The sequence below is a fragment of the Paracoccus tegillarcae genome, from assembly GCF_002847305.1.
GTDB classification, from domain to species: Bacteria; Pseudomonadota; Alphaproteobacteria; order Rhodobacterales; family Rhodobacteraceae; genus Paracoccus; species Paracoccus tegillarcae.
This window is the reverse complement of the sequence record NZ_CP025408.1, coordinates 2,882,595-2,904,413: the sequence shown is the minus strand read 5'-3', so window position 1 is coordinate 2,904,413 and position 21,819 is coordinate 2,882,595. Positions and strand designations below refer to the sequence as shown.

The 21,819-nt window shown below is 63.0% G+C and carries 20 protein-coding genes; 4 read left to right on the top strand and 16 right to left on the bottom strand.

Annotated elements, in window-relative coordinates; all coding sequences use genetic code 11:
* Positions 1-10 precede the first annotated feature (10 nt).
* On the top strand, positions 11-1,354 hold the full coding sequence (locus tag CUV01_RS14085; RefSeq protein ID WP_101461026.1) for a branched-chain amino acid ABC transporter permease: 1,344 nt from the start codon (positions 11-13) through the stop codon (positions 1,352-1,354).
* Between the two features lie 157 nt (positions 1,355-1,511).
* Here CUV01_RS14085 and CUV01_RS14080 read toward each other — a convergent pair whose 3' ends face one another.
* Positions 1,512-2,138 (bottom strand): J domain-containing protein, encoded by a 627-nt coding sequence (locus CUV01_RS14080; RefSeq protein WP_101461025.1) that lies wholly within the window; start codon positions 2,136-2,138, stop codon positions 1,512-1,514.
* 68 nt (positions 2,139-2,206) lie between these two features.
* Here CUV01_RS14080 and CUV01_RS14075 point away from each other — a divergent pair, with 68 nt between their 5' ends.
* Positions 2,207-2,473 (top strand): BolA family protein, encoded by a 267-nt coding sequence (locus CUV01_RS14075; protein ID WP_198731827.1) that lies wholly within the window; start codon positions 2,207-2,209, stop codon positions 2,471-2,473.
* A gap of 95 nt (positions 2,474-2,568) precedes the next feature.
* Positions 2,569-3,534, top strand: coding sequence for a class II fructose-bisphosphatase (gene glpX / locus CUV01_RS14070; protein WP_101461024.1), 966 nt, complete (start codon positions 2,569-2,571; stop codon positions 3,532-3,534).
* An 89-nt stretch (positions 3,535-3,623) separates the two neighbouring features.
* On the opposite strand, the gene CUV01_RS14065 is transcribed toward glpX, so the two are convergent.
* From CUV01_RS14065 to CUV01_RS14025, 9 genes are all read right to left on the bottom strand, one after another.
* Entirely contained in the window at positions 3,624-5,237 is a 1,614-nt protein-coding gene (locus tag CUV01_RS14065) for an FGGY-family carbohydrate kinase (protein ID WP_101461023.1), read from the bottom strand.
* A gap of 14 nt (positions 5,238-5,251) precedes the next feature.
* Complete coding sequence (locus CUV01_RS14060; protein WP_101461022.1) at positions 5,252-5,932, bottom strand: class II aldolase/adducin family protein; 681 nt, start codon at positions 5,930-5,932, stop codon at positions 5,252-5,254.
* A 5-nt stretch (positions 5,933-5,937) separates the two neighbouring features.
* Positions 5,938-7,350, bottom strand: a complete 1,413-nt coding sequence (locus tag CUV01_RS14055; RefSeq protein WP_101461021.1) for an FGGY family carbohydrate kinase — start codon at positions 7,348-7,350, stop codon at positions 5,938-5,940.
* Positions 7,347-7,985 carry a nucleoside triphosphate hydrolase gene (locus CUV01_RS14050; protein WP_101461020.1) on the bottom strand — a complete coding sequence of 213 codons (639 nt, stop codon included), beginning with the start codon at positions 7,983-7,985 and terminating at the stop codon, positions 7,347-7,349. The genes CUV01_RS14055 and CUV01_RS14050 overlap by 4 nt, the downstream gene beginning before the upstream one ends.
* Positions 7,982-8,830, bottom strand: coding sequence for a sugar phosphate isomerase/epimerase family protein (locus CUV01_RS14045; RefSeq protein ID WP_101461019.1), 849 nt, complete (start codon positions 8,828-8,830; stop codon positions 7,982-7,984). Before CUV01_RS14045 ends, CUV01_RS14050 begins: the two co-directional genes overlap by 4 nt.
* Positions 8,831-8,832: 2 nt before the next feature.
* Entirely contained in the window at positions 8,833-9,831 is a 999-nt protein-coding gene (locus CUV01_RS14040; protein ID WP_101461018.1) for an ABC transporter permease, read from the bottom strand.
* Positions 9,828-10,841, bottom strand: a complete 1,014-nt coding sequence (locus tag CUV01_RS14035; protein WP_101461017.1) for an ABC transporter permease — start codon at positions 10,839-10,841, stop codon at positions 9,828-9,830. The genes CUV01_RS14040 and CUV01_RS14035 overlap by 4 nt, the downstream gene beginning before the upstream one ends.
* Positions 10,834-12,339, bottom strand: a complete 1,506-nt coding sequence (locus tag CUV01_RS14030; RefSeq protein ID WP_101461016.1) for a sugar ABC transporter ATP-binding protein — start codon at positions 12,337-12,339, stop codon at positions 10,834-10,836. The genes CUV01_RS14035 and CUV01_RS14030 overlap by 8 nt, the downstream gene beginning before the upstream one ends.
* 80 nt (positions 12,340-12,419) lie before the next feature.
* Positions 12,420-13,403: a substrate-binding domain-containing protein gene (locus CUV01_RS14025; RefSeq protein WP_101461015.1), complete on the bottom strand. Its 984-nt coding sequence runs from the start codon at positions 13,401-13,403 to the stop codon at positions 12,420-12,422.
* Between the two features lie 156 nt (positions 13,404-13,559).
* Here CUV01_RS14025 and CUV01_RS14020 point away from each other — a divergent pair, with 156 nt between their 5' ends.
* Positions 13,560-14,585 (top strand): substrate-binding domain-containing protein, encoded by a 1,026-nt coding sequence (locus tag CUV01_RS14020; RefSeq protein ID WP_101461014.1) that lies wholly within the window; start codon positions 13,560-13,562, stop codon positions 14,583-14,585.
* Between the two features lie 18 nt (positions 14,586-14,603).
* Here CUV01_RS14020 and CUV01_RS14015 read toward each other — a convergent pair whose 3' ends face one another.
* Genes CUV01_RS14015 through CUV01_RS13990 form a run of 6 tightly spaced genes read right to left on the bottom strand, consistent with a single transcriptional unit; the run spans position 14,604 to position 21,788 of the window.
* Positions 14,604-15,911 (bottom strand): pectinesterase family protein, encoded by a 1,308-nt coding sequence (locus CUV01_RS14015; protein WP_101461013.1) that lies wholly within the window; start codon positions 15,909-15,911, stop codon positions 14,604-14,606.
* The gene (locus tag CUV01_RS14010) at positions 15,911-16,966 is read right to left on the bottom strand and encodes a glycoside hydrolase family 88/105 protein (protein WP_101461012.1); all 1,056 of its coding nucleotides are present in this window, start codon (positions 16,964-16,966) and stop codon (positions 15,911-15,913) included. The genes CUV01_RS14015 and CUV01_RS14010 overlap by 1 nt, the downstream gene beginning before the upstream one ends.
* Complete coding sequence (gene pglA, locus CUV01_RS14005; RefSeq protein WP_101461011.1) at positions 16,956-18,467, bottom strand: polygalacturonase PglA; 1,512 nt, start codon at positions 18,465-18,467, stop codon at positions 16,956-16,958. Before pglA ends, CUV01_RS14010 begins: the two co-directional genes overlap by 11 nt.
* A 57-nt stretch (positions 18,468-18,524) precedes the next feature.
* Positions 18,525-19,787 carry an ABC transporter substrate-binding protein gene (locus CUV01_RS14000; protein WP_101461010.1) on the bottom strand — a complete coding sequence of 421 codons (1,263 nt, stop codon included), beginning with the start codon at positions 19,785-19,787 and terminating at the stop codon, positions 18,525-18,527.
* A 13-nt stretch (positions 19,788-19,800) separates the two neighbouring features.
* Positions 19,801-20,934, bottom strand: a complete 1,134-nt coding sequence (locus CUV01_RS13995; RefSeq protein WP_101461009.1) for an ABC transporter ATP-binding protein — start codon at positions 20,932-20,934, stop codon at positions 19,801-19,803.
* Positions 20,934-21,788 (bottom strand): carbohydrate ABC transporter permease, encoded by an 855-nt coding sequence (locus CUV01_RS13990; RefSeq protein WP_232962258.1) that lies wholly within the window; start codon positions 21,786-21,788, stop codon positions 20,934-20,936. The genes CUV01_RS13995 and CUV01_RS13990 overlap by 1 nt, the downstream gene beginning before the upstream one ends.
* Positions 21,789-21,819: the final 31 nt, after the last annotated feature.

The following is a 21,819-nucleotide window of genomic DNA, read 5'->3' as shown; positions in this document are numbered from 1 at the left end:
GGCCCGCGCTATGTCCACCAACCGCCAAGCCGAATCCTCCAATCCCTGGCGCGCGCCGATCCTGTTCGCCATCCTCGCGATCCTGTTCATCCTTGAGGGCAGTTGGCGCAGCGCCATGTTCTCGGGCAGCTGGAACACCTCTCTCGCGATCCTGAACATGGGCCTGATCTCGGCCATCACCGCACTTGGGGTGAACATGCAATGGGGCTATGCGGGCCTGTTCAACGTCGGCGTCGTGGGTTTCCTGGCGCTTGGCGGGCTGGCTCCGGTGCTGGTGTCCCTGCCCCCGGTCGACGGCGGCTGGTCCTCGGGCGGTCTGCGCGTGCTGACGGCCCTTGTCGTGGGGCTTGGGACGTTGGGACTGGCCGTGACCCTGTGGCAACGCCTCAGGCGGGGCTGGGTGCGCGGGCTGGCCGTGACCGGCGCGCTGATCGCGGGCTTTGTGCTCTATCGCAATATCTTTGATCCCGCCGTGATCGCGATCGAGGCGAACCAGTCGGCGCAATATGGCAATCTGGGCGGTCTGGGCTGGCCAGTGCTGATATCCTGGCCCGTCGGCGGGCTGTTCGCCGCTGCTGCCGCCTGGGGTGTGGGCAAGGTCGCGCTTGGACTGCGCTCTGACTATCTGGCCATCGCGACGCTTGGCATCGGCGAAATCATCGTGGCGGTGCTGAAAAACGAGGAATGGCTGGCGCGAGGGGTCAAGAACATCACCTCGATCCCGCGCCCGGTCCCCTATGAGATCGCGTTGCAGCAGAACCCGGAATTCCAGACCGCGGCCGCCAATTGGGGTTTCCCGCTGGCCGAGGCGTCGGGCATCTGGGTCAAGCTGTGCTACATGTCGCTGTTTCTCGTTGTGCTGTTGTCGATCATCCTCTTGGCCGAACTGGCGCTGAAATCGCCCTGGGGCCGGATGATGCGCGCGATCCGCGACAATGAAACCGCAGCCGAGGCGATGGGCAAGGACGTCACCGGCCGGCATCTGCAGGTCTTTGTCATCGGCTCGGCCGTGATCGGGATTGCGGGTGCAATGATGATCACGCTGGACGGGCTGATGGCGCCCACGGGCTATAATCCGCTGCGCTATACCTTTTTGATCTGGGTCATGGTGATCGTCGGCGGATCGGGCAATAACTGGGGTGCCGTGCTGGGCGCGATCTTGATCTGGTTCCTCTGGATCAAGGTCGAGGTCTGGGGTCCCTCTCTGATCGGCGTGCTGGTGACACCGCTGCCCGAGGGCGGGCTAAAGGAACACCTTCTGGATAGCGCGGCCCATATGCGCTTCATCGCCATGGGTCTGGTGCTGCTGCTGGTGCTGCGCTTCTCGCCACGCGGGCTGGTGCCGGAACGGTAATGACCAAGCCCATCACATAACTGCGCCACCGCAAGCCATGCTTTGCGGTGGCGTGGCGATGCCACCGCGTTCAGTTATCACACGCGCAGCCAAAGCCCCTGTTGCGGCACCGATAGGTTGTGCCGATAGACACTATTGCTAGCGGACCTCGCCTGCCTCAGTCCCGAAAGAACCGGCTTTCCTTGACCTGATCCCAGGCCCAGACCACCTCGGCCAGACGGTCCTCATCCGAGCGGTCACCGCCGTTCATGTCTGGATGAAGAACCTTTACCAGTGATTTGTATTGCTTTCTGATTTCGGTCTTTGTCCAGTTGTCCTTGGCCTCAAGAATATCCAGCGCCTTGCGTTCGGTCGGCGGCAGCTTGCGGCCGGTTTTGGCCCGTGCCTCGGGGTTGGTGCCATTGGCGCCCAGAATTTCCAGCGGATCGCTGACCCCATGGCGCGCCCATTTCTGTTCTTCGGTGGCCTTGCCAAAGGGTTTGGTCGGACGTTCCCACACGGTGGCGTTGTCCAGGAACTCCTGGAACTCGGCCTCGGACTGACCCTGAAAGTAATTCCAGTTCAGATTGTACTCGCGCACGTGATCCTTGCAGAACCAGTAATAGTCCTCGAGGTTGCGCGGGCTTTTGGGCGCACGATACTTGCCGGGCTGATCACAGCCTTCCTTATCGCACATGCGTGTCGAGGTTTCGAACGCGCCAGACATGCCGCGCCGGCCCTTGGACCTGCGTTTCTTGTCTTTGGCGGCCGATATATCAAAATCGAACGGGTCGTTGTTGGTCATGCTCAAGCACCTATGCGACTCGGGAAAGGCAGTTTAGGGTTTTTCACGGGACATGAAAGGGGGCCTATATGACCAATCAGCGATTGATTGCAGATGAGATGGCCGAACGGCTGGCCGAACTGGCCCCGACGGCACTGGAAATCATCGACGAAAGCGAGGACCACCGCGGCCACGCAGGCTATCAGGACGGCGGTCAAAGCCATTTCCGCATCCGCATGAACAGCGCGGCCTTTGGCGGACTCAGCAGGCTGCAGCGCCACCGGCTGGTGCACAACACGCTTGGCGATATCGTGCCGCGCATTCATGCGCTGGCGCTGGAACTGGACGCGGCATGAGCCCTGCGCGTGCCCGTTATGTGCCACACAGCCTTGCCCGCCCGGCAGTGGCCGCGTAGAAGCCGGGTAAAGCCCCAGGCAACAGAGGAAAGCCGATGAGCACCCAGAAGGATTTCAACGATCGCATGCTGTCCCTGGGCCTGGCCCGCGTGTCAGAGGCGGCGGCACATGCCTCGGCCCTGCTGATCGGACGCGGCGATGAAAAGGCCGCCGATCAGGCCGCCGTGAATGCCATGCGCGATCAGTTGAACATGCTGGACATCAAGGGTGTCGTCGTCATCGGTGAGGGCGAGCGTGACGAAGCCCCGATGCTGTATATCGGCGAAGAGGTCGGCACTGGAAACGGCCCCGAGGTCGATATCGCGCTGGACCCGCTGGAAGGCACCACGCTGACCGCCAAGGATATGCCCAACGCCTTGACCGTGATCGCCATGGCGCCGCGCGGCACGCTGCTGCACGCGCCTGACGTTTACATGGACAAGCTGGCCATCGGGCCGGGCTATGACAAGGATGTGGTCAATCTGGACATGTCGCCGGCCGAGCGTGTGCGCGCACTGGCAACGGCCCGTGGCGTCAAGGACAGCGACATCACCGTCTGTATCCTGGAGCGCCCCCGGCACGAGGACATGATCGCCGAGGTTCGCCAGACCGGCGCCGCGATCCGTCTGATCACCGATGGCGATGTGGCCGGCGTCATCCACACCGCCGAGGCTGAACTGACCGGCATCGACATGTATATGGGCTCGGGCGGTGCACCCGAAGGCGTGCTTGCCGCATCGGCGTTGAAATGCATGGGCGGTCAGATGTGGGGCCGGCTGCTGTTTCGCAATGACGACGAACGCGGCCGCGCGGCCAAGGCGGGTATCACCGATCTGAACCGCATTTATTCCAAGGACGATCTGGTGACCGCGGATGTGATCTTCGCCGCCACTGGCGTGACCGATGGGTCGGTCGTGGCCGGGATCAAGCGCGAACCGGGCTATCTGACCACCGAAACGATCCTGATGCGATCCAAGACCGGCTCTGTCCGTCGCATGGTTTACCGCAACCCCATTCGCTGAGGCCATCGGCGCGCGGCTGCCCGGACGGGTGGCCGCCTGCGCCGCGCACCTGCGCATGCCTCCACGCTGGCGACCGCCAAACAGCCGCCCTAGCGCGCCTGAACCGCCACCTGGCGCGCGACGTCGTGCAGACGCTCGTAAAGATCAAAGCGCCGGGCATGCAGCCGCGCGGTCTCGCCCTGGGCCGGTTCATGGGTCTGGGACACGCGCGACATGGCCGGCATGCATTTCGCCAGACTGTCATAGCTGTCCGAGGCACAGGCCCCCAACATGGCGGCGCCCAGCAAGACCGGCTCATCGCTTTCGGGGGCGACCACCGGCGTGCCTGTCGCATCTGCCAGCAGCTGACGCAGCGCCGGGTTTCGCCCCGCCCCGCCTGAAATCACGATCCGCTCGACCGCCGCACCACGTGCAGCCTGTGCGTGCAGGATCTGGCGCAGGCCATAGCCCAGACCACAGATTCCGGCGATATACAGCGCGACGAGGCTGTCTGGCGTATCACCCATCCCCAACCCCGCGATCACCGCGCGGGTATCTGGATCGGCATGGGGCGCGCGATTTCCCAGAAATTCCGGCACCACGATCAGCCCGTCGGCCAGCCTAGCGGCATCGCTGGCCGATCCGGCGCCAGCCAATGCGGTTTGCATCAGCCAGTCGGGGGTGGACTGACCCGTTCGCCCGGCCAGCGCTGAGACCTGATCAAAGGCCGGATGCAGCCGGATCAGCCGGTCGATCGCGGCACCGGCGGCGGATTGCCCGCCCTCATTCAGCCACATGCCCGGCAGCATGGCCGAGAAATAGGGACCCCAGACACCCGGCACAAAGACCGGATCGGTGGTGGTCGTCATGGTGCAGGACGATGTGCCGAACACATATCCCATGTTCTGCGTCGCCGGCCCAAGCCCGCTGGCGCCCACTGTGCCCAAGCCCCCGGCATGAGCGTCGATCAGACCCGCGGCAACGGCGGTCCCGCGCGCCAAACCCAACGCGCGCGCCGCTTCGTCTGTCAGCCCCTGCGCCAACGGTGTGCCCGGCGGGACGATCTGCGCGCCGATGCGGCGAAATCCTTCCCGGGCCAGATCCTCAAGGCCGATCTGGTCGAAATAGTCCGCGTTCCATCCGCCCTCGCCTGCGACATAGGTCCATTTGCAGGTCACCGTGCAATCCGAACGCGCCAGTGATCCCGTGGCCTTCCAGGTCAGGAAATCGGTCAGGTCAAAGAAATGCGCCGCATTGACATAGATCTGAGGCCGGTGCCGCCGCAGCCAAAGCAGCTTTGGCGTCTGCATCTCGGGCGAGATGACGCCGCCGACATAGGCCAGCACCGGATGTTTGGTGGCGTTGATATCGCGGGCCTCGGCTGTGGCGCGGTGATCCATCCAGACGATGATATCGCGCGCCGGATCTTCACTGGCACCGACCGGCAGCCCGTTGCCCGTCTCATCCAGCACCACCAGCGAGCAGGTCGCATCAAAGCCCAGGCCAACCACATCCGAGGGATCGACGCCTGCCTGCGCGATGGCTGCGCGCGAGGCACCACAGACGGCCGACCAGATCTGCGCCGATGACTGTTCGACGATATCGGCGCCCTCGCGAAAGGTCTCGATCTCGGATGCAGCTTTGCCCAACAACCTGCCCACGGCATCAAAAATCCCGGCGCGCGCGCTGCCGGTGCCGACATCGATCCCCATGAAACAGGTCATCTTGCGCCTCCTGATCAGCCGCGCGGGCGGGCGATGTCGTTGCTGCCCTCGGGCTCTGGCCCCTGACCGTAGCTCATCCGCTTCATCTGTTCGATCACCCGCGCCATTTCCTCATCCGGCAGAACCGGCGGGTCGCCCAGAGGCAGGGCCTGCACATAAAGCCGCGACAGCGTCTCGACCTCGATCGCCAGCCATAATGCCTGATCCAGCGTGCGCCCGAGCGAGATCTGGCCATGCTGCCCCAGCAGGCAGGCCAGCCGCCCCTTTAGCGCCTTCAGCGCGGCATCGGACAGGGCCTGCGTGCCAAAGGTCGCGTAATCGGCGCAGCGGATCGTGGTGCCGCCGGCAACGCCGACCATATAATGAAAGGCCGGTATCTCGCGGTGATGGCAGGCAAGCGTGGTGGCGTAGACCGAATGGCAGTGCAGCACCACGTCGATATCGGTGCGGTTCTTCAGGATATCGCGGTGAAAGCGCCATTCGGACGAGGGCCTGCGCCCGCCGTAGCTGCCGTCGAAATCCATCTCGACCAGATCGTCCGGTCCCATCTGATCATAGGGCAGCGACGAGGGCGTGATCAGGAAGCCGTCGCCTGAACGGACAGACAGGTTGCCTGCCGTGCCCTGATTGATGCCGGTCGAATTCATCTGGCGACAGGTCTCGACCATGGCCTGTCTAAGCTCGGCTTGGGTCATCTGGATCAGGCTCCTTGTTCTTCTGCATTTATGCGCCAGCGTCTGCCGTATTGGGCAAGGCCGGGGATCTGGATGGGGGTCACGGGATCTAGCGTAAGTGCAGGCCGGGACGGCGCGTCGTGACCTGCCAATTGCAGCGCCCCCATCACCACGCCCTGCGGCTCATCCGAAAAGGCGGTCGGCCTGCCCGGCCGCAGCGCCGCGACCAGGGGGGCATAAAGCGGCTCGCGCAGGAAGGTGCCGTCCAGGATCAGCCGCTCTCCGCCCGCCAGCACATCGGCACAGGTCACCGTCAACAGCGCCGATTGCATCAACGCCAGCGCAGCGCGTTCGGATGGGTTTGCGGGCGGCGGGCCGATGATGCGACCGCGCCCGGCGCTGCCCGGGAACTGACCCTCGTTGTTGCTAAAGCTGGGCAGCGCCATGGTGCCCTGCTGCACGATCCGGGCCAACGCGGCGGGATCGACGTGTTCGCCCTGCCAATCCTTGCCGGCGATCATGGAAAATTCACGCCCGCCCATCGCCAGCGCGCCGCCGACAGGTTCGCCGGTCAGATCGGCATTGATCGTGGCGCTGCGGCTTTGATCGGATGCGGCGGTATCGGCCTCGCGTGACATCGCGACGATCCAGGTGCCGGTCGAGACCAGCGTGAAATCGGTCAGCCCGGCGGCGCGGTAGCGATGGAAATTGATGCTGGAATCATGCGCGCCCGTCAGTATGGTCAGCCCCCGAGGCAATCCGAACCGCTGTGCCAGACTGTCGCGCAACGGGCCAAGCGGCGCCCATGCCGGGCGAAAATCGGGCAGCAGGCGGCCCCAGCCTTGCGCCTCGACGATGGGTGTCCAACGGCGGCGGGGGACGTTCCACAGATGCGTTTGCGCGCCCATTGCCGAGAACTCGGATGCCGCAACCCCGCTGAACCACCAACCCCAATACTGCGCGACATTCAGATAGTGCTGCGCATCCGCGAAGGCATCGGCATCGGCCCGCTGTATCCGCAGCAACTGGCGCGCGGCGTGGGTCATCGCCATCATCACGCGGCTTCCGCGATCCTCGAACGACCCTGCAAGCGCGGCATAGTCCGCATCCAGTTCCGGCGGGCATCCATCCTCATAGTCGATCATCGGCAGTGCTGCGCCACCACCCCTGGCATCTGGATCGGCCCCCACCAACACCCCGCCAGAGCCATGTCCGACCGGCACGATCACCTCTATCGGATGGCGGCGGCAAAAGCCGGCCAGCGTTTCGCCCACCCAATCGCCCAACCCCTGCAGATCGTGATGCTGCCAGGGCGGGCCGGGCAGCACCGTGTTCCGGGTCTCTGCCTGTTCCAGCAAAGCACCGTCCGCACTGGCAGCCCAAAGCTTGACATTGGTCTTGCCCACATCGAGCACAGCGATGGTCGCGCGGTCGCTCATCGGTTCTGCCGGATCACGAAATCGGCGGGTGCGCTGGTTTCACGGACGACCCGGCCATTGGGCAGGTCGTTGCCCTCCAGCTTTTCCTCTATCTGTTCATCGGTCAGGCCATAGCGGGTCCAGCGCCGGGTCAGGCGGGCGCGTAGCACCTGCTCGTCCACGTCGATCATCACCGTCACATCGAAAAGCGGGCTCAGGTCGCGCCAGGGCGGGCTGTCCAGCAGCAGATAGTTCCCCTCGGCCAGAATGATCCGGACCGATCGGTCGATCAGCCGCGCACCGGCACGGGCGATTTCCATGTCGCGGTCAAAGACCGGCACCGCGACAGCATCCTCGTCACGGGTGCGCAGCCTTGCCAGCACATTACGCAAACCGCCCACGTCAAAGGTATGGGGCGCGCCCTTGCGGGGGCGCAGGCCTGCGGGGACCAGATAGAGATCGTCGTAATGGAACCCGTCCATCGGAACGACCTCGGCTGTCCCCGGCTGACCCTTGTTCAACTGCGCAGCCAGCGCCTCGGCCAGTGTCGATTTGCCCGAACCCGGCGCACCGGCGACCGCACAGATCACCCGATCACCGTGATCCAGATCTGACAGGTGCCGGGCCAGCGCAGCGAGGGTGATCTGGCGGCTCATATCAGGCGATATTGTGCGGCCTTGTTGCGAAGGAACGGCAGGCCCTTGTCCATCACCTCTTCGAAGGATTCGGCAACCGGACGCCAGACCGCCAGCCCATAGCCGACCTGAGGCGGCATATTTATAAAGCTTTCCATCGCAAGCCCGCCCTTATAACCGATTGCGGCCAGCGTGGCATAAACCTCGTCCCAGTCACAGGTTCCCTCGCCCGGCGTGCCGCGATCGCTTTCGGACAGGTGGATATAGCGCAGATGCTCGCGCGCATCGAGTATGCCGTTGCCAGCGCCCTTTTCCTCGATGTTCATGTGATAGGTGTCGAGATGGATGAAGATGTTGTCCGCGCCCACCTTTTCGATCATCTGCCGGGCCTGCCAGCCCGTGTTGATCAGGTGGTTTTCATAGCGATTGACCGGCTCGATCCCGAAGGCGATGCCCAGACCCTTGGCATGTTTCGCCGCCGCCGCCAATGCGCGCGCGATATTGTCGTATTCCGCCTCGGTCGGCGGCAGGCCGGTGCGCTGGCCGATGCCGCCATAGGTGACGCCTGACAGCGCCTCGGCGCCCATTTCCTTGGCCATGTCCATGGCATCGGTCAGATGGGCGATGGCACCGTCGGGATTGACAGAGGCCCAGCTTTCCTCTGGCAGGCCCAACGAACAGACCGCCCGCATCTCGTGCTTGGCCAGCAGGTCGCGGGTATGGGCGGCATCAACGATCGACGTGTCCAGCAGCGCGATCTCGATAAAATCCATCTTGTAGGCGGCCGCAGAGGGGATCGTCCGCTCTGCGCCTGCCCGATCCCAATGCATGGTCCACATGCTTGTGTGTACGCCGAAACCTTCCATTTCTACCCTGCCTTTCGCTGTCTGCTTCGCCACCGGCCGCCGGCCCATCGCAGCGCCATGACGCCGATCAGGAACAGGCCCCAGACGGCCGTCGAGAGATGTTGGTTCGCGCCGATCAGGCTGAGCCCCGAGGACAGCGCCTGCAGGATCACCAGTGCGATGACCACCGGCAAAACCCGGCCAAAGCCGCCAAACGGATCGACCCCGCCCAGGAAACAGGCAAGCACCGTGACCAGCAGCAGCGCCTCGCCATGGCCCACGCGGACCGAATTGAACCGCGCCGCCATCAGGATGCCCGCCACAGCGCAGATCACCCCCGAAAGCGTGTAGATCAGCGTCAGGGTCCGCCGTGTCGGCAGGCCCGAATATTCCGTGGCGCGGATGTTCGAGCCAACCATATAGACGGAAAACCCGTGCCGGGTCCGCTTTAGCATCAGATGCCACAGGGCTGCCGCGGCCAGAAACAGGATCAACGGCACGGGGATCCCCGCAAGGCTGCCATGGCCCAAGGTGGTCATATAGCTGGGAAAACCGGAAATATCGCCGCCACGGGTCATGAATTCACCCAGACCGCGCAGAAAGATCATCATCGCCAGCGACACAAGGATCGGATGCGCGCCGATATAGGCCACCACCGCGCCCATCAGCGCGCCTGACAAGGCCCCGACGATGATCGCCAGCGCCGAGCCCAGCAGGAACGCACCGATACCGGCATCAGGCCCGCCGAACTGGATCAGCACCCAGGCCAGCGCCAGGCCCGAGATATTGGCCTGATAGATGATCGCCAGGTTCAGCCCACCCGACAGGATCGGCACCAGCATGGCCAGTGTGAGCAGCCCCAGAACGGGCATCTGAAAGGCCATGGACCGCAGGTTTGCACCGGTCAGAAACAGCGGGGTCGCCACTGCGAAGGCGACCACGACCAGCAGCAGGAATCCCAGCAGCGGCAGGGTTTCGGGGCCAAGGCGGGCGGTGATGCGTTCGCGCAAGGTGCTGGTCATGCCGTCCCCCCTTTCAGCCGCGCCTCGGCATCGCCCTTGCGACGCCCCAAACCCAGATTGAGGTTGGAGGACGAGATCGCGATCAGGATGGTCGCGCCGATGATCATCTGGAAGGCAAAGGGCGAAACACCCATCAGGTTCAGCCCGTTCTGTGTGATCGCCACGAACATGACGCCCAGAATGCAGCCGATCACCGTGCCGCGCCCGCCGCCCAGTCGCGCACCGCCCAGAACAACGGCTGCCAGAACCTCGAGTTCGCGACCATATAGCGCATTGGGCACGACCTCCTGGGCGATATTCACCTGCATCAGCCCGCCGATGCCGGCCATCATGCCGCACCAGCCAAAGGCGACCATCTGCATCTGCCAGATGTTCACGCCGGCACGGCGCGCGCCCTCGGGATTGTCGCCAAAGGCGTAAAGCTGCCGGCCCAGTGTCGTCAGCCGGATCAGCACCCATGTTGCCAGCACGCAGCCCAGCATGACCGCGACCGCGAGGTTCAGTTCCGACCAGGTGTCATTGGCCGCCTGATGTTCAAAGATATAGATCCGTTCGGTCCACCAGTCGGGCAGATTGTAGATATTGCGGCCCTTGGTAAAGAACATCAGCAGCCCGAAAAAGGCGTTGAAGGTGGCGATGGTGATAACGATAGAGATCACCCGAAAACCATGGATCAATGCCGCGTTGATCAGGCCAAGCCCGATCCCAAGCGTGCCGGCCACGATAAAGCCGATGGCCCAGTTGCCGCCGCCCATGCCGATGAAAATCTGCGCGGCGACATACTGCACGACCGAGGCCGCAACCGCGAATGAGATGTCGATGCCGCCCGCGATCAGCACTACCAGCAAGCCCATGGCCCAGATCAGGTTCACGGCATTGCTGTTGAAAAGCGAGGTGATGTTGCCCAGCGTCATGAAGCTGTCAGTAACCAGTGACAGACCGATGATCATCAACAGCAGCACGACAAAGATGCGGGCCTCGACAGGATAGTTGTGAAAGAGATCACGCATAGATCCGCGCCTCCAGTTCGGGAACATCGGTCTGGCGCGGGTCGTATTCGCCAACGATGCGGCCATCGGCCATGTGCAGGACCCGGTCGGCGTTGAACATCACCTCGCTGACCTCATCCGAGATCAGCAGGATCGACAGCCCCTCTTCGGCCAATTGCCGCACGATCCGAAAGATGCCCGCCCGGGCGCCCACATCGACGCCCACCGTCGGGCTGTCGAGGATCAGCAGCCGGGGCTGTGTCGCCAGCCATTTCGCCAGCACGACACGCTGCTGGTTGCCGCCCGACAGGGTCGAGACGGCATCTTCGGGCGAGCCGATCTTGATCGCCAGTTCGTTGATCCAATAGCGCACCAGTTCCGACTGCCGCTCGGGCGAGATCAGGCCTGCCCGGTTCAGAATGCGGCCCAGCACCGAAATCACGGTGTTGTCCGAAATGGATTGCGGCTGGATCAGGCCCAGCGACAAACGGTCCTCGGACACATAGGCGATGCCGTGAGCGATGGCCTCGCGGATGGAGTGGAACCGGACCAGCCTGCCCTCTAGCCGGACGCTTCCGGCATCCGCTGCGGTCATGCCGATCAGCGCATGCGCCAACTCGGTCCGGCCTGCGCCGATCAGCCCGGTCAGTCCCAGCACCTCGCCTCGCCGGATGGTCAAGTCGATGTCGTGAAACTCTCCCCCGCGCGACAGGCCCTCGACCTCAAGCACGGGCTCGGCATCCGAGCGATCCCGCGCGGTGACGGTATATTCAAGCTGCGCGCCGGTCATCAATTCGCCCAGCCGGTATTGGGTCATGCCTTCGGTCGGATAAACGCCGACCAGCTTGCCGTCGCGCACAACGGTCACGCGCTCGGCGATGTCCAGCACCTCGGCCAGCCTGTGACTGACAAAGACGACCGCAATCCCCTGTGCCGACAGATTGCGAACGACATCCAGCAGCGCGTCGGTTTCGCTTTGCGTCAGCGAGGCCGTGGGTTCATCCATGAAAACCAGCCGCGCATCACCCATCAGCGCCCGCGCGATGGCCACTATCTGACGCTGTGCGATGGGCAGTTCACCCAAACGCGCGTCCAGATCCAGCGGCACGTTCAGCCGGTCCAGCACGGCACGGACACGACCCTTGTAGCGACCGCCAAAGGCCAGGCGCGGCATGGTGCCAACCATTTCGTCAAAGGCAATGTTCTCGGCCACGGTCATATGCGGAAACAGCGCCAGATCCTGCCAGATGACAGCGATGCCCATGGCCCGCGCCCGCGTCGGGGTGATCTGGGCGACGTCCTCACCGAAAAGCTGGATCTCAGCCCCGGGATCGGGCGTATAGACGCCGGTCACGATCTTGATCAAAGTCGACTTGCCGCAGCCATTCTCACCCGCCAGGCAATGAACCTCGCCAGCGCGCACCTCGAAATCGACCGATTGCAGCGCCTTGACGCCGCCAAAGGTCTTGGAGACGTTGCGCAGCCGCAATGCCGGGGCTTTGTCGGGATCACTTGCCATGAATTTTCTGCCTGTCAGACAGAGGCCCGCAGAACTGCGGACCCCTGGTTATCGGTTTATCGGGTGGCAGCCACCGGGCCTCAAAGCCCCTTTGCTGCCAACTCGCCCACCGTCTCCTTGTTGATCTCAAGCAGATTGTCGGTGATGATGTTGTGCGACTCGACATCGGGATGAACCACACCCAGACCTTCGATCTCGGCCCCATCGGCGATCTCTTCGCCCTTGGCCAGCATATCGCCCAAGGTCACAAAGACGCGCCCTGCCTCGGCCGGGTTCCACATGAAGCCACCCGAGATCACGTCGCTTTCCAGCAGCTTTTGCCCCTGTCCGGGCGAAAACGGACCCATCACATGGACCTGGCCACCCAGCCGGCGTTCCTCGACGGCGCGACCGGCGCCGATCGGACCTTGACTGCCGAATGCCAGAAAGCCGCGCAGATCGTCATTGGCCGCCAACAGATCCAGCGCGGTCGAGCGGCTGTCATCGACGTTTTCCGCCACACCGTAGCGGTCACCGACCGGCTGCAGTTTTTCAGCGCAGTTTTCTTCGATCCAGGCAATCCCGGCATCCGCCCAGGCATTGTGCAGCGGCACCGTCAGGGATCCGACAAAGACCGCATATGTTCCCGGCTCTGTCGTCATCTCGCACAGCAGCTTGGCATGCGCCTCGCCAAATCCTTCGGCCGATGCCAGCTCAAAGTTCCAGTCGACGTTCTCAAGCCCCGGCCCCTCATGAGAGATGACCTTGATCCCGGCATCCATGGCCTTTTTCAGCACTGGCTCCAGCGCGGCCTCATCGTTGGGAACCACGCCGATGACGTCGACACCCTTTGCGATCAGATCCTCGATGGCGCGCACCTGCAGCGCCGGATCGGCAGAGGTCGGGCCGATCATCTCGGCGGTGACACCCAGTTCTTCGGCGCGCTGGCTGATGCCCTCTTCCATTGCGTTGAACCACGGGATGCCGCCGATCTTGACGACCACGCCCATGGTGGTTTCCGCGCCGGCAGCACTGGCGCCGGTCAGCAGGGCGACCATTGCGGTCGCGTTCAGAAATTTTTTCATTCTTCTCCTCCCTAGCACGGCGCCTCCACGCCGCCATGTCCGCGACCCCGCGTTGATCGGGGCCAGAATCGCCGAGCTTGAAAAGATTGCTCAATCGATTTAGCAAGGTTAAACGCGAAAGATAATTCCCGTCAAGCAGAGTGTTGAGAAAGTTCATTGCAAGAACGCGATCCAAAGAAGCCAAGGCAGAAAAGCACGATCTACGACATCGCGCAAAAGGCGGGGACATCGCCCTCGGCTGTCTCTGCGGCACTGACCGGCAAGTGGAAGCAGCGGCGGTTGAAAAAGGAAACCGTCGACCGGATTCGCAAGATCGCCGGGCAAGAGGGCTATACCGCAAATCGTCAGGCGCGCGGGCTGCGCAAGGCGGAATCCGGGCTTGCCGGCATGGTGCTACCCGATCACGAGAACCGCTTTTTTGCCGAACTGAGCCAGCAATTCGCGCGCGAGGCCCATGCACGCGGGCTGTGTCCCGCCACCGTTCATGCGGGCCGCGACGCCGAGGCACAGCTAAGCGCGGTTGAAAGCCTGATCGCCTATTCGGTCGATCTGGTGGTGATCGCGGGCGCGACCGAACCGCTGGCGCTGGCACGCGCCTGCCGCGCCGCCAATGTCCCGCATGTTTTCGTGGACCACCCCTGCGCCGAGGCACCCTCTGTCGTGACCGACAACACCCATGGTGCGTCCCTGCTGACTGACACCTTGCTGAACGAAATGCCCCAGCCCGTGATCAGCGATCCGGGTTCCTGGCTGTATTTTCTGGGTGGCGAAATGCACCTGCCCGCCTCGGCCGAACGCATTCAGGGTTTCCGGCAGCGGACGCAGGCTGCCGAGGCATTCTTCAGCGAGGATCAGATCATTGCCTGCGGATATGAAGACACAAAGGCCGAACAGGCGTTGGCGGACCTGCATGACGAATTGGGCCGGTTGCCGGCGGGCGTGTTCGTGAACTCGATCGGCTGTTTCGAAGGGGTGATGCGCTATCTGTCGCGCCTGCCCGAGGCGCAGATCTGCGGCGCGCGGCTTGGGTGTTATGACTATGATCCCTTCGCGACATTGTCGCGCTTTCCGCTGCGCATGATCCGCCAGCGCGCCGACCTGATCATCAGCGAGGCCTTCGGTCAGTTGGATGCCGGCATCTCTGACGCCAGCCTGATCCGTGTCAGCCCTGAATTGATTTAATCCGCAGAACTGCCTTACCTAGCTGTTCTGATTGTCATATTCGCCCAGAAAGACCATCGCCGGATCGACGTCCTCAAAGGTGATATCCTGCCCCCGCAGCCAGCCTGACAAGGCATCCAGCATGTCCGACGCGCGGTATTGCGCAGGGCGATAGCGCGGGTTCCAGCTGTTCCCGTTCCAATCGTCCCAAGGTGCCGCGCGGTTGATATGCGCACCGATCCGTGACCGCAGGATCACGCATTTGCCCACCGATTGCAGCGTGGCGCGGCTGATCGTGCCCGAGGGCGGATCATAGCCAGACACCGCCCCAAGATCGCAGCGATAGCCGGGCACGGTTGGCTGCCCGTAAGGCGTGGCGCGCACGCCTTCGAACCATTGCCGGCCAAGGCTGAACCTGCCTGCCAGTGCCGCAGGCGATCCGTCATGCGTAAAGTCGCAATCGTTGAAAACAAAACCATGGCGCGTGCAAATATCGGTGCTGGGTGCAGTGGCCCATGCCTGCGGTGCACGCGTCCCCAGAGATCGGATCTGGCAGCGCTCGAACCAGGCGGTTGATTGGCCAAAGATGAAATCGACATCGCCCTCGATATCGCAGCCGGTCAGGCAGGTCCGCACCGTCCGGCCCCTGGCGGGCGATTGCAGGTAAAGCGTGTCCTGAAAACTGCGCAGCGCGACGTCCTGCACCTGCACACGGTCCGCCCCGGCGATCAGCAGTGCCACGGCCTGATGCTGCCCCTTGCGAAACTGGCCTGCTGCATTCGTTTCGGTCGAGTCCGGCTGCACCCGATCTGCGCCGTAGCTGTTGCGAATGGTGAGGTTGAGCAGTTGAAAGTCGTTATTCTCGACGCGGACCACCGAGGCGTTGGCCGTCGTGATCCTGTCCGTCGCGGCGATGCGGCGAAAGATGCTGGCAACCTGCGCCGGTGCATCCGCAAACTGTGCCTGGAATCGTCGCCTGTATTCGGGGCCCGGCATCTCGGCGTCTATATTGCTCAGTAACATCACATCATCGGCACGCCGCCCCAACCCGATCAGGGTCAGCGCGAAGGGCGCGGGCGGCACGTAAACCAGCCCCTCATGCACACCCGGCATGATCCCGATTGCCACGCGACCGCCCCGGCCCTGAACCAGCGCCGCATTCACCGCCTGCTGAACCGTGGCATGGCTGCCGCCCTGCCCGACGGTGAAATCCAGCAGGATCGCGGTCGCGACCAGCGGCGCGGGCAACCACGGGTCGGTCACATCATTCCCGGCGGCGCCGGTGTAGCGCAGCACCTCATCGCGGCTGTAGCGCGCGGCCTGTTCCTCGGTAAGCTGGGGCCGCATCAGACCCCCGCCAGCGCCGCCGCCATCATCAGCGGGCCGACGCCCTTGGCATCGTCGGCGACGCGGCGTTCGGTCAGGTAGTATTCGGCGCTGCCATCGCGATAGCGGTTTTCGAACATGCCAAGCCCGGCGACTTCGCAGATCTCGACCATTTCGTGCCCGCCGCCAGATTTCGGTTTGACGGCTTGTGCGAACAGGGTTTCGGCCAGACCCGACGGCTGGTCCACCAGCCCCAGCCGCGCCCCGCGCAGCAGTGCATAGGCGAACATGGCCGAGGTCGACATCTCTTGATAGTTGCCCGTCAGATCGGGCCTGTCGATCACCTGCAGCCACAGCCCATCTGGCTGGCGCAGCGCCTGCAGGCGGTTCAGCAGATCGACGGTCCGGCCCTTCAAGGGCGCGAAATCATCACCGACCAGATCCGCCACATCGACCAGCGCCATGGCCAGCCAACCGATCGCGCGCGCCCAGAAGGCGGGCGACTGGCCGGTTTTCTTGTCGGCCCAAGGCTGTTCGCGCGCCTCGTCAAAGGCATGCCGGTAGAGACCAGCCTCGGCATCCAACAAAGCCTTCAAGGCGATGTCGATCTGGCGCAGTGAATCGGCCACATCTTCGGGCTGACCCTTTGCCTGGGCATGGGCAATGCGGAAGGGCTGGCCCATATAGATGCCGTCCAGCCAGATCTGCCACGGATAGCGCAACTTGTGCCAGTAGACGCCCGACTGGGTGCGCGGATGGGTCTGCAACTGGCGGGCCAACAGATCGGCGGCTGTCATGTAGCGCGGCTCGCCTGTCTGCTGCTGCAGATACAGCAGCGCGCGCCCCGGCAGCACATTGTCGATGTTGTAATCGCTGAGGTTATAGCCAGCCAAACTGCCATCGTCGCCGATCTGCGCATCGGCCAGACGGTGCAGGTGATCCAGCCAGCGCGGATCGCCGGTTTCGATATGCAGCAATTCAAGGCCGCGATAGATGCAGCCATCCTCATAGCACCAGTTGCCGCCCTTGTAGGGCTGATAGCGCGTCACGTAGTCATCAATATAATCAGCCAGCATCGTTCAGGTCCTCCAGCAGCGGGCGCAGTGCAGCGTCGGTCTCCAGCTCAGCAAAGCGATGCAGGATGCCGCCATGCCGGACGCGCGGCAGATAGCTGGCCATCAGCGTATCGCCTGCCTGGGCGTCGTCGTCATAGCTGACGCGGATATCCGACAGCCGGATCCCGGTCAGCGGGGCCTCGGGCAGGCCCAGAAAGGCGGCGACGGCATGACGCACGTCTGTGAGGGTAAGGTTCTCTATGGTGATATCGGCGATCTGCGGCGTGGTCTCATCTACCGGGGCCGGATCGCGCGACTGCACCGCGTCCGAGCGGCCATCGGCATCGCAATAGTAAAAGGCATTGGCCGCCAAGGCGGTGCCCACGCCCTGCATGGTCACATCGCGCATGGTGATACGGGCGACCTGCCCGCCCCTGCCCCGGCGGGTCTTGATGCGCAAACCGCGGTCCGTGCCTTTGAATTCGCAGCGGTTAATGTCGACATCAGTGATATCGCCGCTCATTTCAGAGCCCATGACGACCGCGCCATGTCCGTCCTGCATCAGGCAATTGGCGATGGTCATATGCCGGGTCGGCGCGATGTGATCGACCCGGCGGTCGGCGCCGGTGCCGCGCTTGCCGGATTTGACGGCGATGCAGTCGTCGCCCACGCTGATCGACAATCCTCGCAATTGCAGATCGGTGCAGCTTTCGGGGTCGAAGCCGTCGGTATTGGGGCTATCGGCAGGGTTTTCGATCCGTAACGCTGCGGCCATCAGGCCATGGCAATGAAAAGGATGCACCGTCCATGAGGGCGAGTTGCGGACGGTCACACCCGACATCACCAGATCCCGGCAATGGGCCATAAACAGCGTACGCGGGCGATATGCCCCCTGCCGCCGTTCCTTGGGCCAATCCCACCAGTCGCCGCGATCGCCGCCGCCGTCGATGATCCCGCGCCCGGTCAGGGTCAGGCGGTCGCAACCGATGGCGGTGACGGGCGCGGCAAAGCACGCCGCCGGCAGCCCCTCCCAGGTGCCGATGACGCGGCCCTCACCGTCACGCTCGGGCAAGATCGGCCAGCCCTCGCGCGAGCCCGGGGCGGCGATCTGGACGCCTTCGGGCAGATAGAATGTCATGTCGGATTTCAGAAAGATCGGGCCGCTGACGTAAAGCCCGGCCGCAACGCTCAGCGTGCCGCCCCTGGGCACTGCCGCGATGGCTGCGGCAAAGGCTTGCGCATTGTCGTCAGCATCGACCGACACCCCGTGATCCGCCGCATCGACCAGCCCGGCACAGGGCGCGGTGCGAAACGTCAGCAGATCGCCCGCCACATCCAGCCGGTGTTCGGTATCGGGTGCCAGCCCCTCCAGAAACAGTGGAACGACAAAGGTCTGGCCGCGCTGCGCCCCGTCATTCAGCACCCAATCCAGAGCTGCGGGCAGGTGATAGCGGCAGGTTTCGGCATCGACCATGACAACCGCAGTCCGCGCGGTCACGGCGATGGCGCGTAATTCGGGCATCGGTTTTTCCTTGCAGGTCAGGGGGCGGCGCCGGTTTGCCCGGCGCCGCCTGTCGTCTTACTTGTCTTCCATCGCCTCGTTGACGAGCATGAGGATTTCCTCGGATGCCTCTGCGCTGTCGAGCTCGCCATAAGCGAAGAGTTCCAGCGTATCCTCGATGCCCGCGCGGACATCCGGATCCTCGTTGAAGGGGCTGATCGCGGGGGCTTCGGCGGCCATCACCATGTCCTGCGCATCGACCTGGATCTGCTCGATCCCGCCGGTCTCAAGCAGCTGCGAGGCAGCGGCGTTCGACGACGGAACACCGCGTTCCGAACCCATCGCGGTGATGCCCTCAGGCTCGTTCAGCAGGCAGTTCAGCACCTCTGCTGCGGCCTGTTGCTTGTCCGAATGAGACGAGATCGAAAAGACCATCGAGGGCTTGCGATAGACGCCGTCATTCTGTGCGCCATCGACGCGCAGCAGGCCCACGGCCACCAGTTCCTGACCCTCTGTCAGAGGATCATTGATCTTGGAATAGGTCGTATCCCACTGATAGCTGCCGCCGATCATGCCATTGGACCAGTCGGCGTTTTCAAACAGTGGCACATTGCCCGCTGCCGCCATATCGGGCCATGATTTCACAACGTGCTCATCGACCATCTTCTGATACATGTCGATGCCGGCCTGCAGTTCCTCGGCCGTCCACTGAACCTCGTTGGTTTCGGGGTTGATGAAGGATTTGCCGGTCTGCTGGGTCACGATCATCTGGATCATCAGCGAGGCATCAAGGCCGATGCCCTCCAGCGGATAGTAGTTGTCCCCCAGTTTCTCGGCAAAGATCGGCCCGGCCGCCATGACCTCTTCCATCGTGGTGGGCAGTGCCAGCCCGGCCTTGTCCCAGGTGGTCTTGTTAAAGAAGAACAGACGTCCCGACACGGATGCTGGCAGCCCGTTCAGGTGGCCGTTGCGGGTGGTCGCGGCAAGCTCGTCCTCGGACCATTGCGACAGGTCGATCGTATCGGAAAAGTCGTTCAGATCGGCAAAGCCGGTGCCCTCTTCCGAAAAGATCGGCAGCCAGGGCCAGTTGATCTGCATGATATCGGCCTCGGTTCCACCGGCAAGCTGGGTGGCGACCTTCTGGAAATGGCCGTCCCAACCGGTGAATTCCGGGCTGATCGTGTGGCCATATTTGTCACCGCAGACCTTTACGGCCTCTTGCGTCGCGATGTGACGGCTGTCGCCGCCCCACCAGCTCATGCGCAGTTCTTCGGCGTTGACGGTACTGCCGATGGCCGTGGTGGCCAATGCGGCGGCCAGAATGGTCTTGATGCAGTTCATGATATCCTCCCTATCAATTCTGAGTGTCGAGATTGGCCAGCGAGATGTTCTCGCCGCTGTCCTTGTCGAACAGATGGACGCGTGCGCCGGATGGCCGCAAAGCGACCTCGTCCCCGCGCTTGAGCGAATGGTCAAAGCGTTCGGTTGGCACCACGGAAATGAAATCCGTGTCGCCGATGGTCACGTGAATATTCACCTCGTGACCCATGAATTCGAGGTTGTGCACCTTGCCGACCAGCGCGTCTGGCGTGCCAGGCGGCACCGGCTCGATATGCTGAGGGCGGATACCGAAGGTCACCGGCCCCTCGCGCATCTGCAACCGCTCGGCCAGGCCTTCCGCGATGGTGATGGTCTGCCCCGCCATGGTGATCGTTGGCACCCCGTCAGTCGTCAGTACCGCCGAGCCAAGGTTCATTTCGGGCATGCCGATGAACCCGGCGACAAAGGCATTTGCGGGGCGTTCATACAGCGTCACCGGATCGGCGACCTGCATGATATGCCCGTCCTTCATCACGCAGATCCGGTCACCCATGGTCATGGCCTCGACCTGATCATGGGTCACATAGACCACGGTTGCGGGCCGACCCTCGTCGCGCAGGCGCTTGTGCAGATCGGTGATCCTGACGCGCATGGAGGCGCGCAGCTTGGCGTCCAGGTTCGACAGCGGTTCGTCGAACAGAAACACCTCGGGCGATTTGATCAGCGCACGGCCCAGGGCGACGCGCTGTGCCTGACCGCCAGACAGCTGCTTGGGCAGGCGATCCAGCAATTGCTCGATCTCGAGAATCCCCGAGACCTCTTGGGTCGAGCGTTCAATCTTGTCCTGCGGCTCCTTCTTCAGCTTGAGGCCGAAGGACAGGTTCCGGCGCACCTTCATATGCGGGTAAAGCGCATAGTTCTGAAACACCATCGCGATGCCACGCTTGCCCGGCACCAGATCGTTCACGACCTGATCCCCGATGCTGATTTCGCCGCCGGTAATCGTCTCAAGCCCCGCGATCATGCGCAGCGTGGTTGATTTGGCGCAGCCGGACGGACCCACGAGAACCATGAATTCGCCGTCTTCCACCTTGAGGTCGATGCCATGGACAGCCTTAAAGCCGCCGCCATAGACCTTTTCCACGGATTTAAGTTGCAGATCAGCCATTATCCTTTGACCCCCCCAGTAGAGATGCCTTCGATGAAGTATTTCTGAGCGATGAAGAACACGACCAGCGACGGTGTCAGTGCAAGCACTGTCATTGCCAGGATCTGATTCCAGGCGAATGCCTCGGTCGCGTCGATGGACAGTTTCAGCGCAAGGCTGATGGGATAGTTCTCGACCGACGAGATATAGATCAGCGGGCCAAGGAAGTCGTTCATCGTCCACATGAACACGAACAGACAGACAGAGATGATCGCCGGCCGCATCATCGGCACCACCACATACCACAAAACCTGTAATGTGTTGGCCCCATCGACCCGCGCCGCCTCTTCCATGTCGCGCGGAACCGAGCGCATGAACTGGATCAGCATGAAGACGAAAAAGGCCTCCATCGCGAACCATTGCGGCACAAAGAGCGGCAGATAGGTATCCAGCCAGCCCAGTTCACGAAACAGCAGGTATTGCGGGATGCGGGTGACCACATCGGGCAAGAGCAGCGTCGCGATCAGGATGCCGAACAGGATCTTCTTGCCCGGAAACTCGAACCGGGCAAAGCCGTAGGCGACCACCACGGACGAGATCGCCACGCCCACCATCTTGGGGATCACGATATAAAGCGAGTTCAGAAAGAAATGCCCAAAGGTGTAGGGCGTCGATGTTCTCCAGCCATCGATATAGCCCTGAACGGTCGGCTCTTGCGGCCAGAACCAGGGGCTGGAAAAGATCTCGCTATTGGTCTTGAACGATGCGCCGATCATCCAGAACAGCGGATACAGCATGATCAGGCCCACTACCGTCAGGACGGCATAGCGGATGATTGCACTGCGCCGTTCCTGACGCTTGAGCTTGCGTTCCATTGCCGTCGGCGGCCTGCGGTCGCTTTCGGGG

Bases quoted from the DNA above. Each gene is read 5' to 3' on its own strand.
- CUV01_RS14085 (WP_101461026.1), top strand. From the start codon at position 11: ATGTCCACCAACCGCCAAGCCGAATCCTCCAATCCCTGGCGCGCGCCG.
- CUV01_RS14080 (WP_101461025.1), bottom strand. From the start codon at position 2,138: ATGACCAACAACGACCCGTTCGATTTTGATATATCGGCCGCCAAAGAC.
- CUV01_RS14075 (WP_198731827.1), top strand. From the start codon at position 2,207: ATGACCAATCAGCGATTGATTGCAGATGAGATGGCCGAACGGCTGGCC.
- glpX (WP_101461024.1), top strand. From the start codon at position 2,569: ATGAGCACCCAGAAGGATTTCAACGATCGCATGCTGTCCCTGGGCCTG.
- CUV01_RS14065 (WP_101461023.1), bottom strand. From the start codon at position 5,237: ATGACCTGTTTCATGGGGATCGATGTCGGCACCGGCAGCGCGCGCGCC.
- CUV01_RS14060 (WP_101461022.1), bottom strand. From the start codon at position 5,932: ATGACCCAAGCCGAGCTTAGACAGGCCATGGTCGAGACCTGTCGCCAG.
- CUV01_RS14055 (WP_101461021.1), bottom strand. From the start codon at position 7,350: ATGAGCGACCGCGCGACCATCGCTGTGCTCGATGTGGGCAAGACCAAT.
- CUV01_RS14050 (WP_101461020.1), bottom strand. From the start codon at position 7,985: ATGAGCCGCCAGATCACCCTCGCTGCGCTGGCCCGGCACCTGTCAGAT.
- CUV01_RS14045 (WP_101461019.1), bottom strand. From the start codon at position 8,830: ATGGAAGGTTTCGGCGTACACACAAGCATGTGGACCATGCATTGGGAT.
- CUV01_RS14040 (WP_101461018.1), bottom strand. From the start codon at position 9,831: ATGACCAGCACCTTGCGCGAACGCATCACCGCCCGCCTTGGCCCCGAA.
- CUV01_RS14035 (WP_101461017.1), bottom strand. From the start codon at position 10,841: ATGCGTGATCTCTTTCACAACTATCCTGTCGAGGCCCGCATCTTTGTC.
- CUV01_RS14030 (WP_101461016.1), bottom strand. From the start codon at position 12,339: ATGGCAAGTGATCCCGACAAAGCCCCGGCATTGCGGCTGCGCAACGTC.
- CUV01_RS14025 (WP_101461015.1), bottom strand. From the start codon at position 13,403: ATGAAAAAATTTCTGAACGCGACCGCAATGGTCGCCCTGCTGACCGGC.
- CUV01_RS14015 (WP_101461013.1), bottom strand. From the start codon at position 15,911: ATGCGGCCCCAGCTTACCGAGGAACAGGCCGCGCGCTACAGCCGCGAT.
- CUV01_RS14010 (WP_101461012.1), bottom strand. From the start codon at position 16,966: ATGCTGGCTGATTATATTGATGACTACGTGACGCGCTATCAGCCCTAC.
- pglA (WP_101461011.1), bottom strand. From the start codon at position 18,467: ATGCCCGAATTACGCGCCATCGCCGTGACCGCGCGGACTGCGGTTGTC.
- CUV01_RS14000 (WP_101461010.1), bottom strand. From the start codon at position 19,787: ATGAACTGCATCAAGACCATTCTGGCCGCCGCATTGGCCACCACGGCC.
- CUV01_RS13995 (WP_101461009.1), bottom strand. From the start codon at position 20,934: ATGGCTGATCTGCAACTTAAATCCGTGGAAAAGGTCTATGGCGGCGGC.
- CUV01_RS13990 (WP_232962258.1), bottom strand. From the start codon at position 21,788: ATGGAACGCAAGCTCAAGCGTCAGGAACGGCGCAGTGCAATCATCCGC.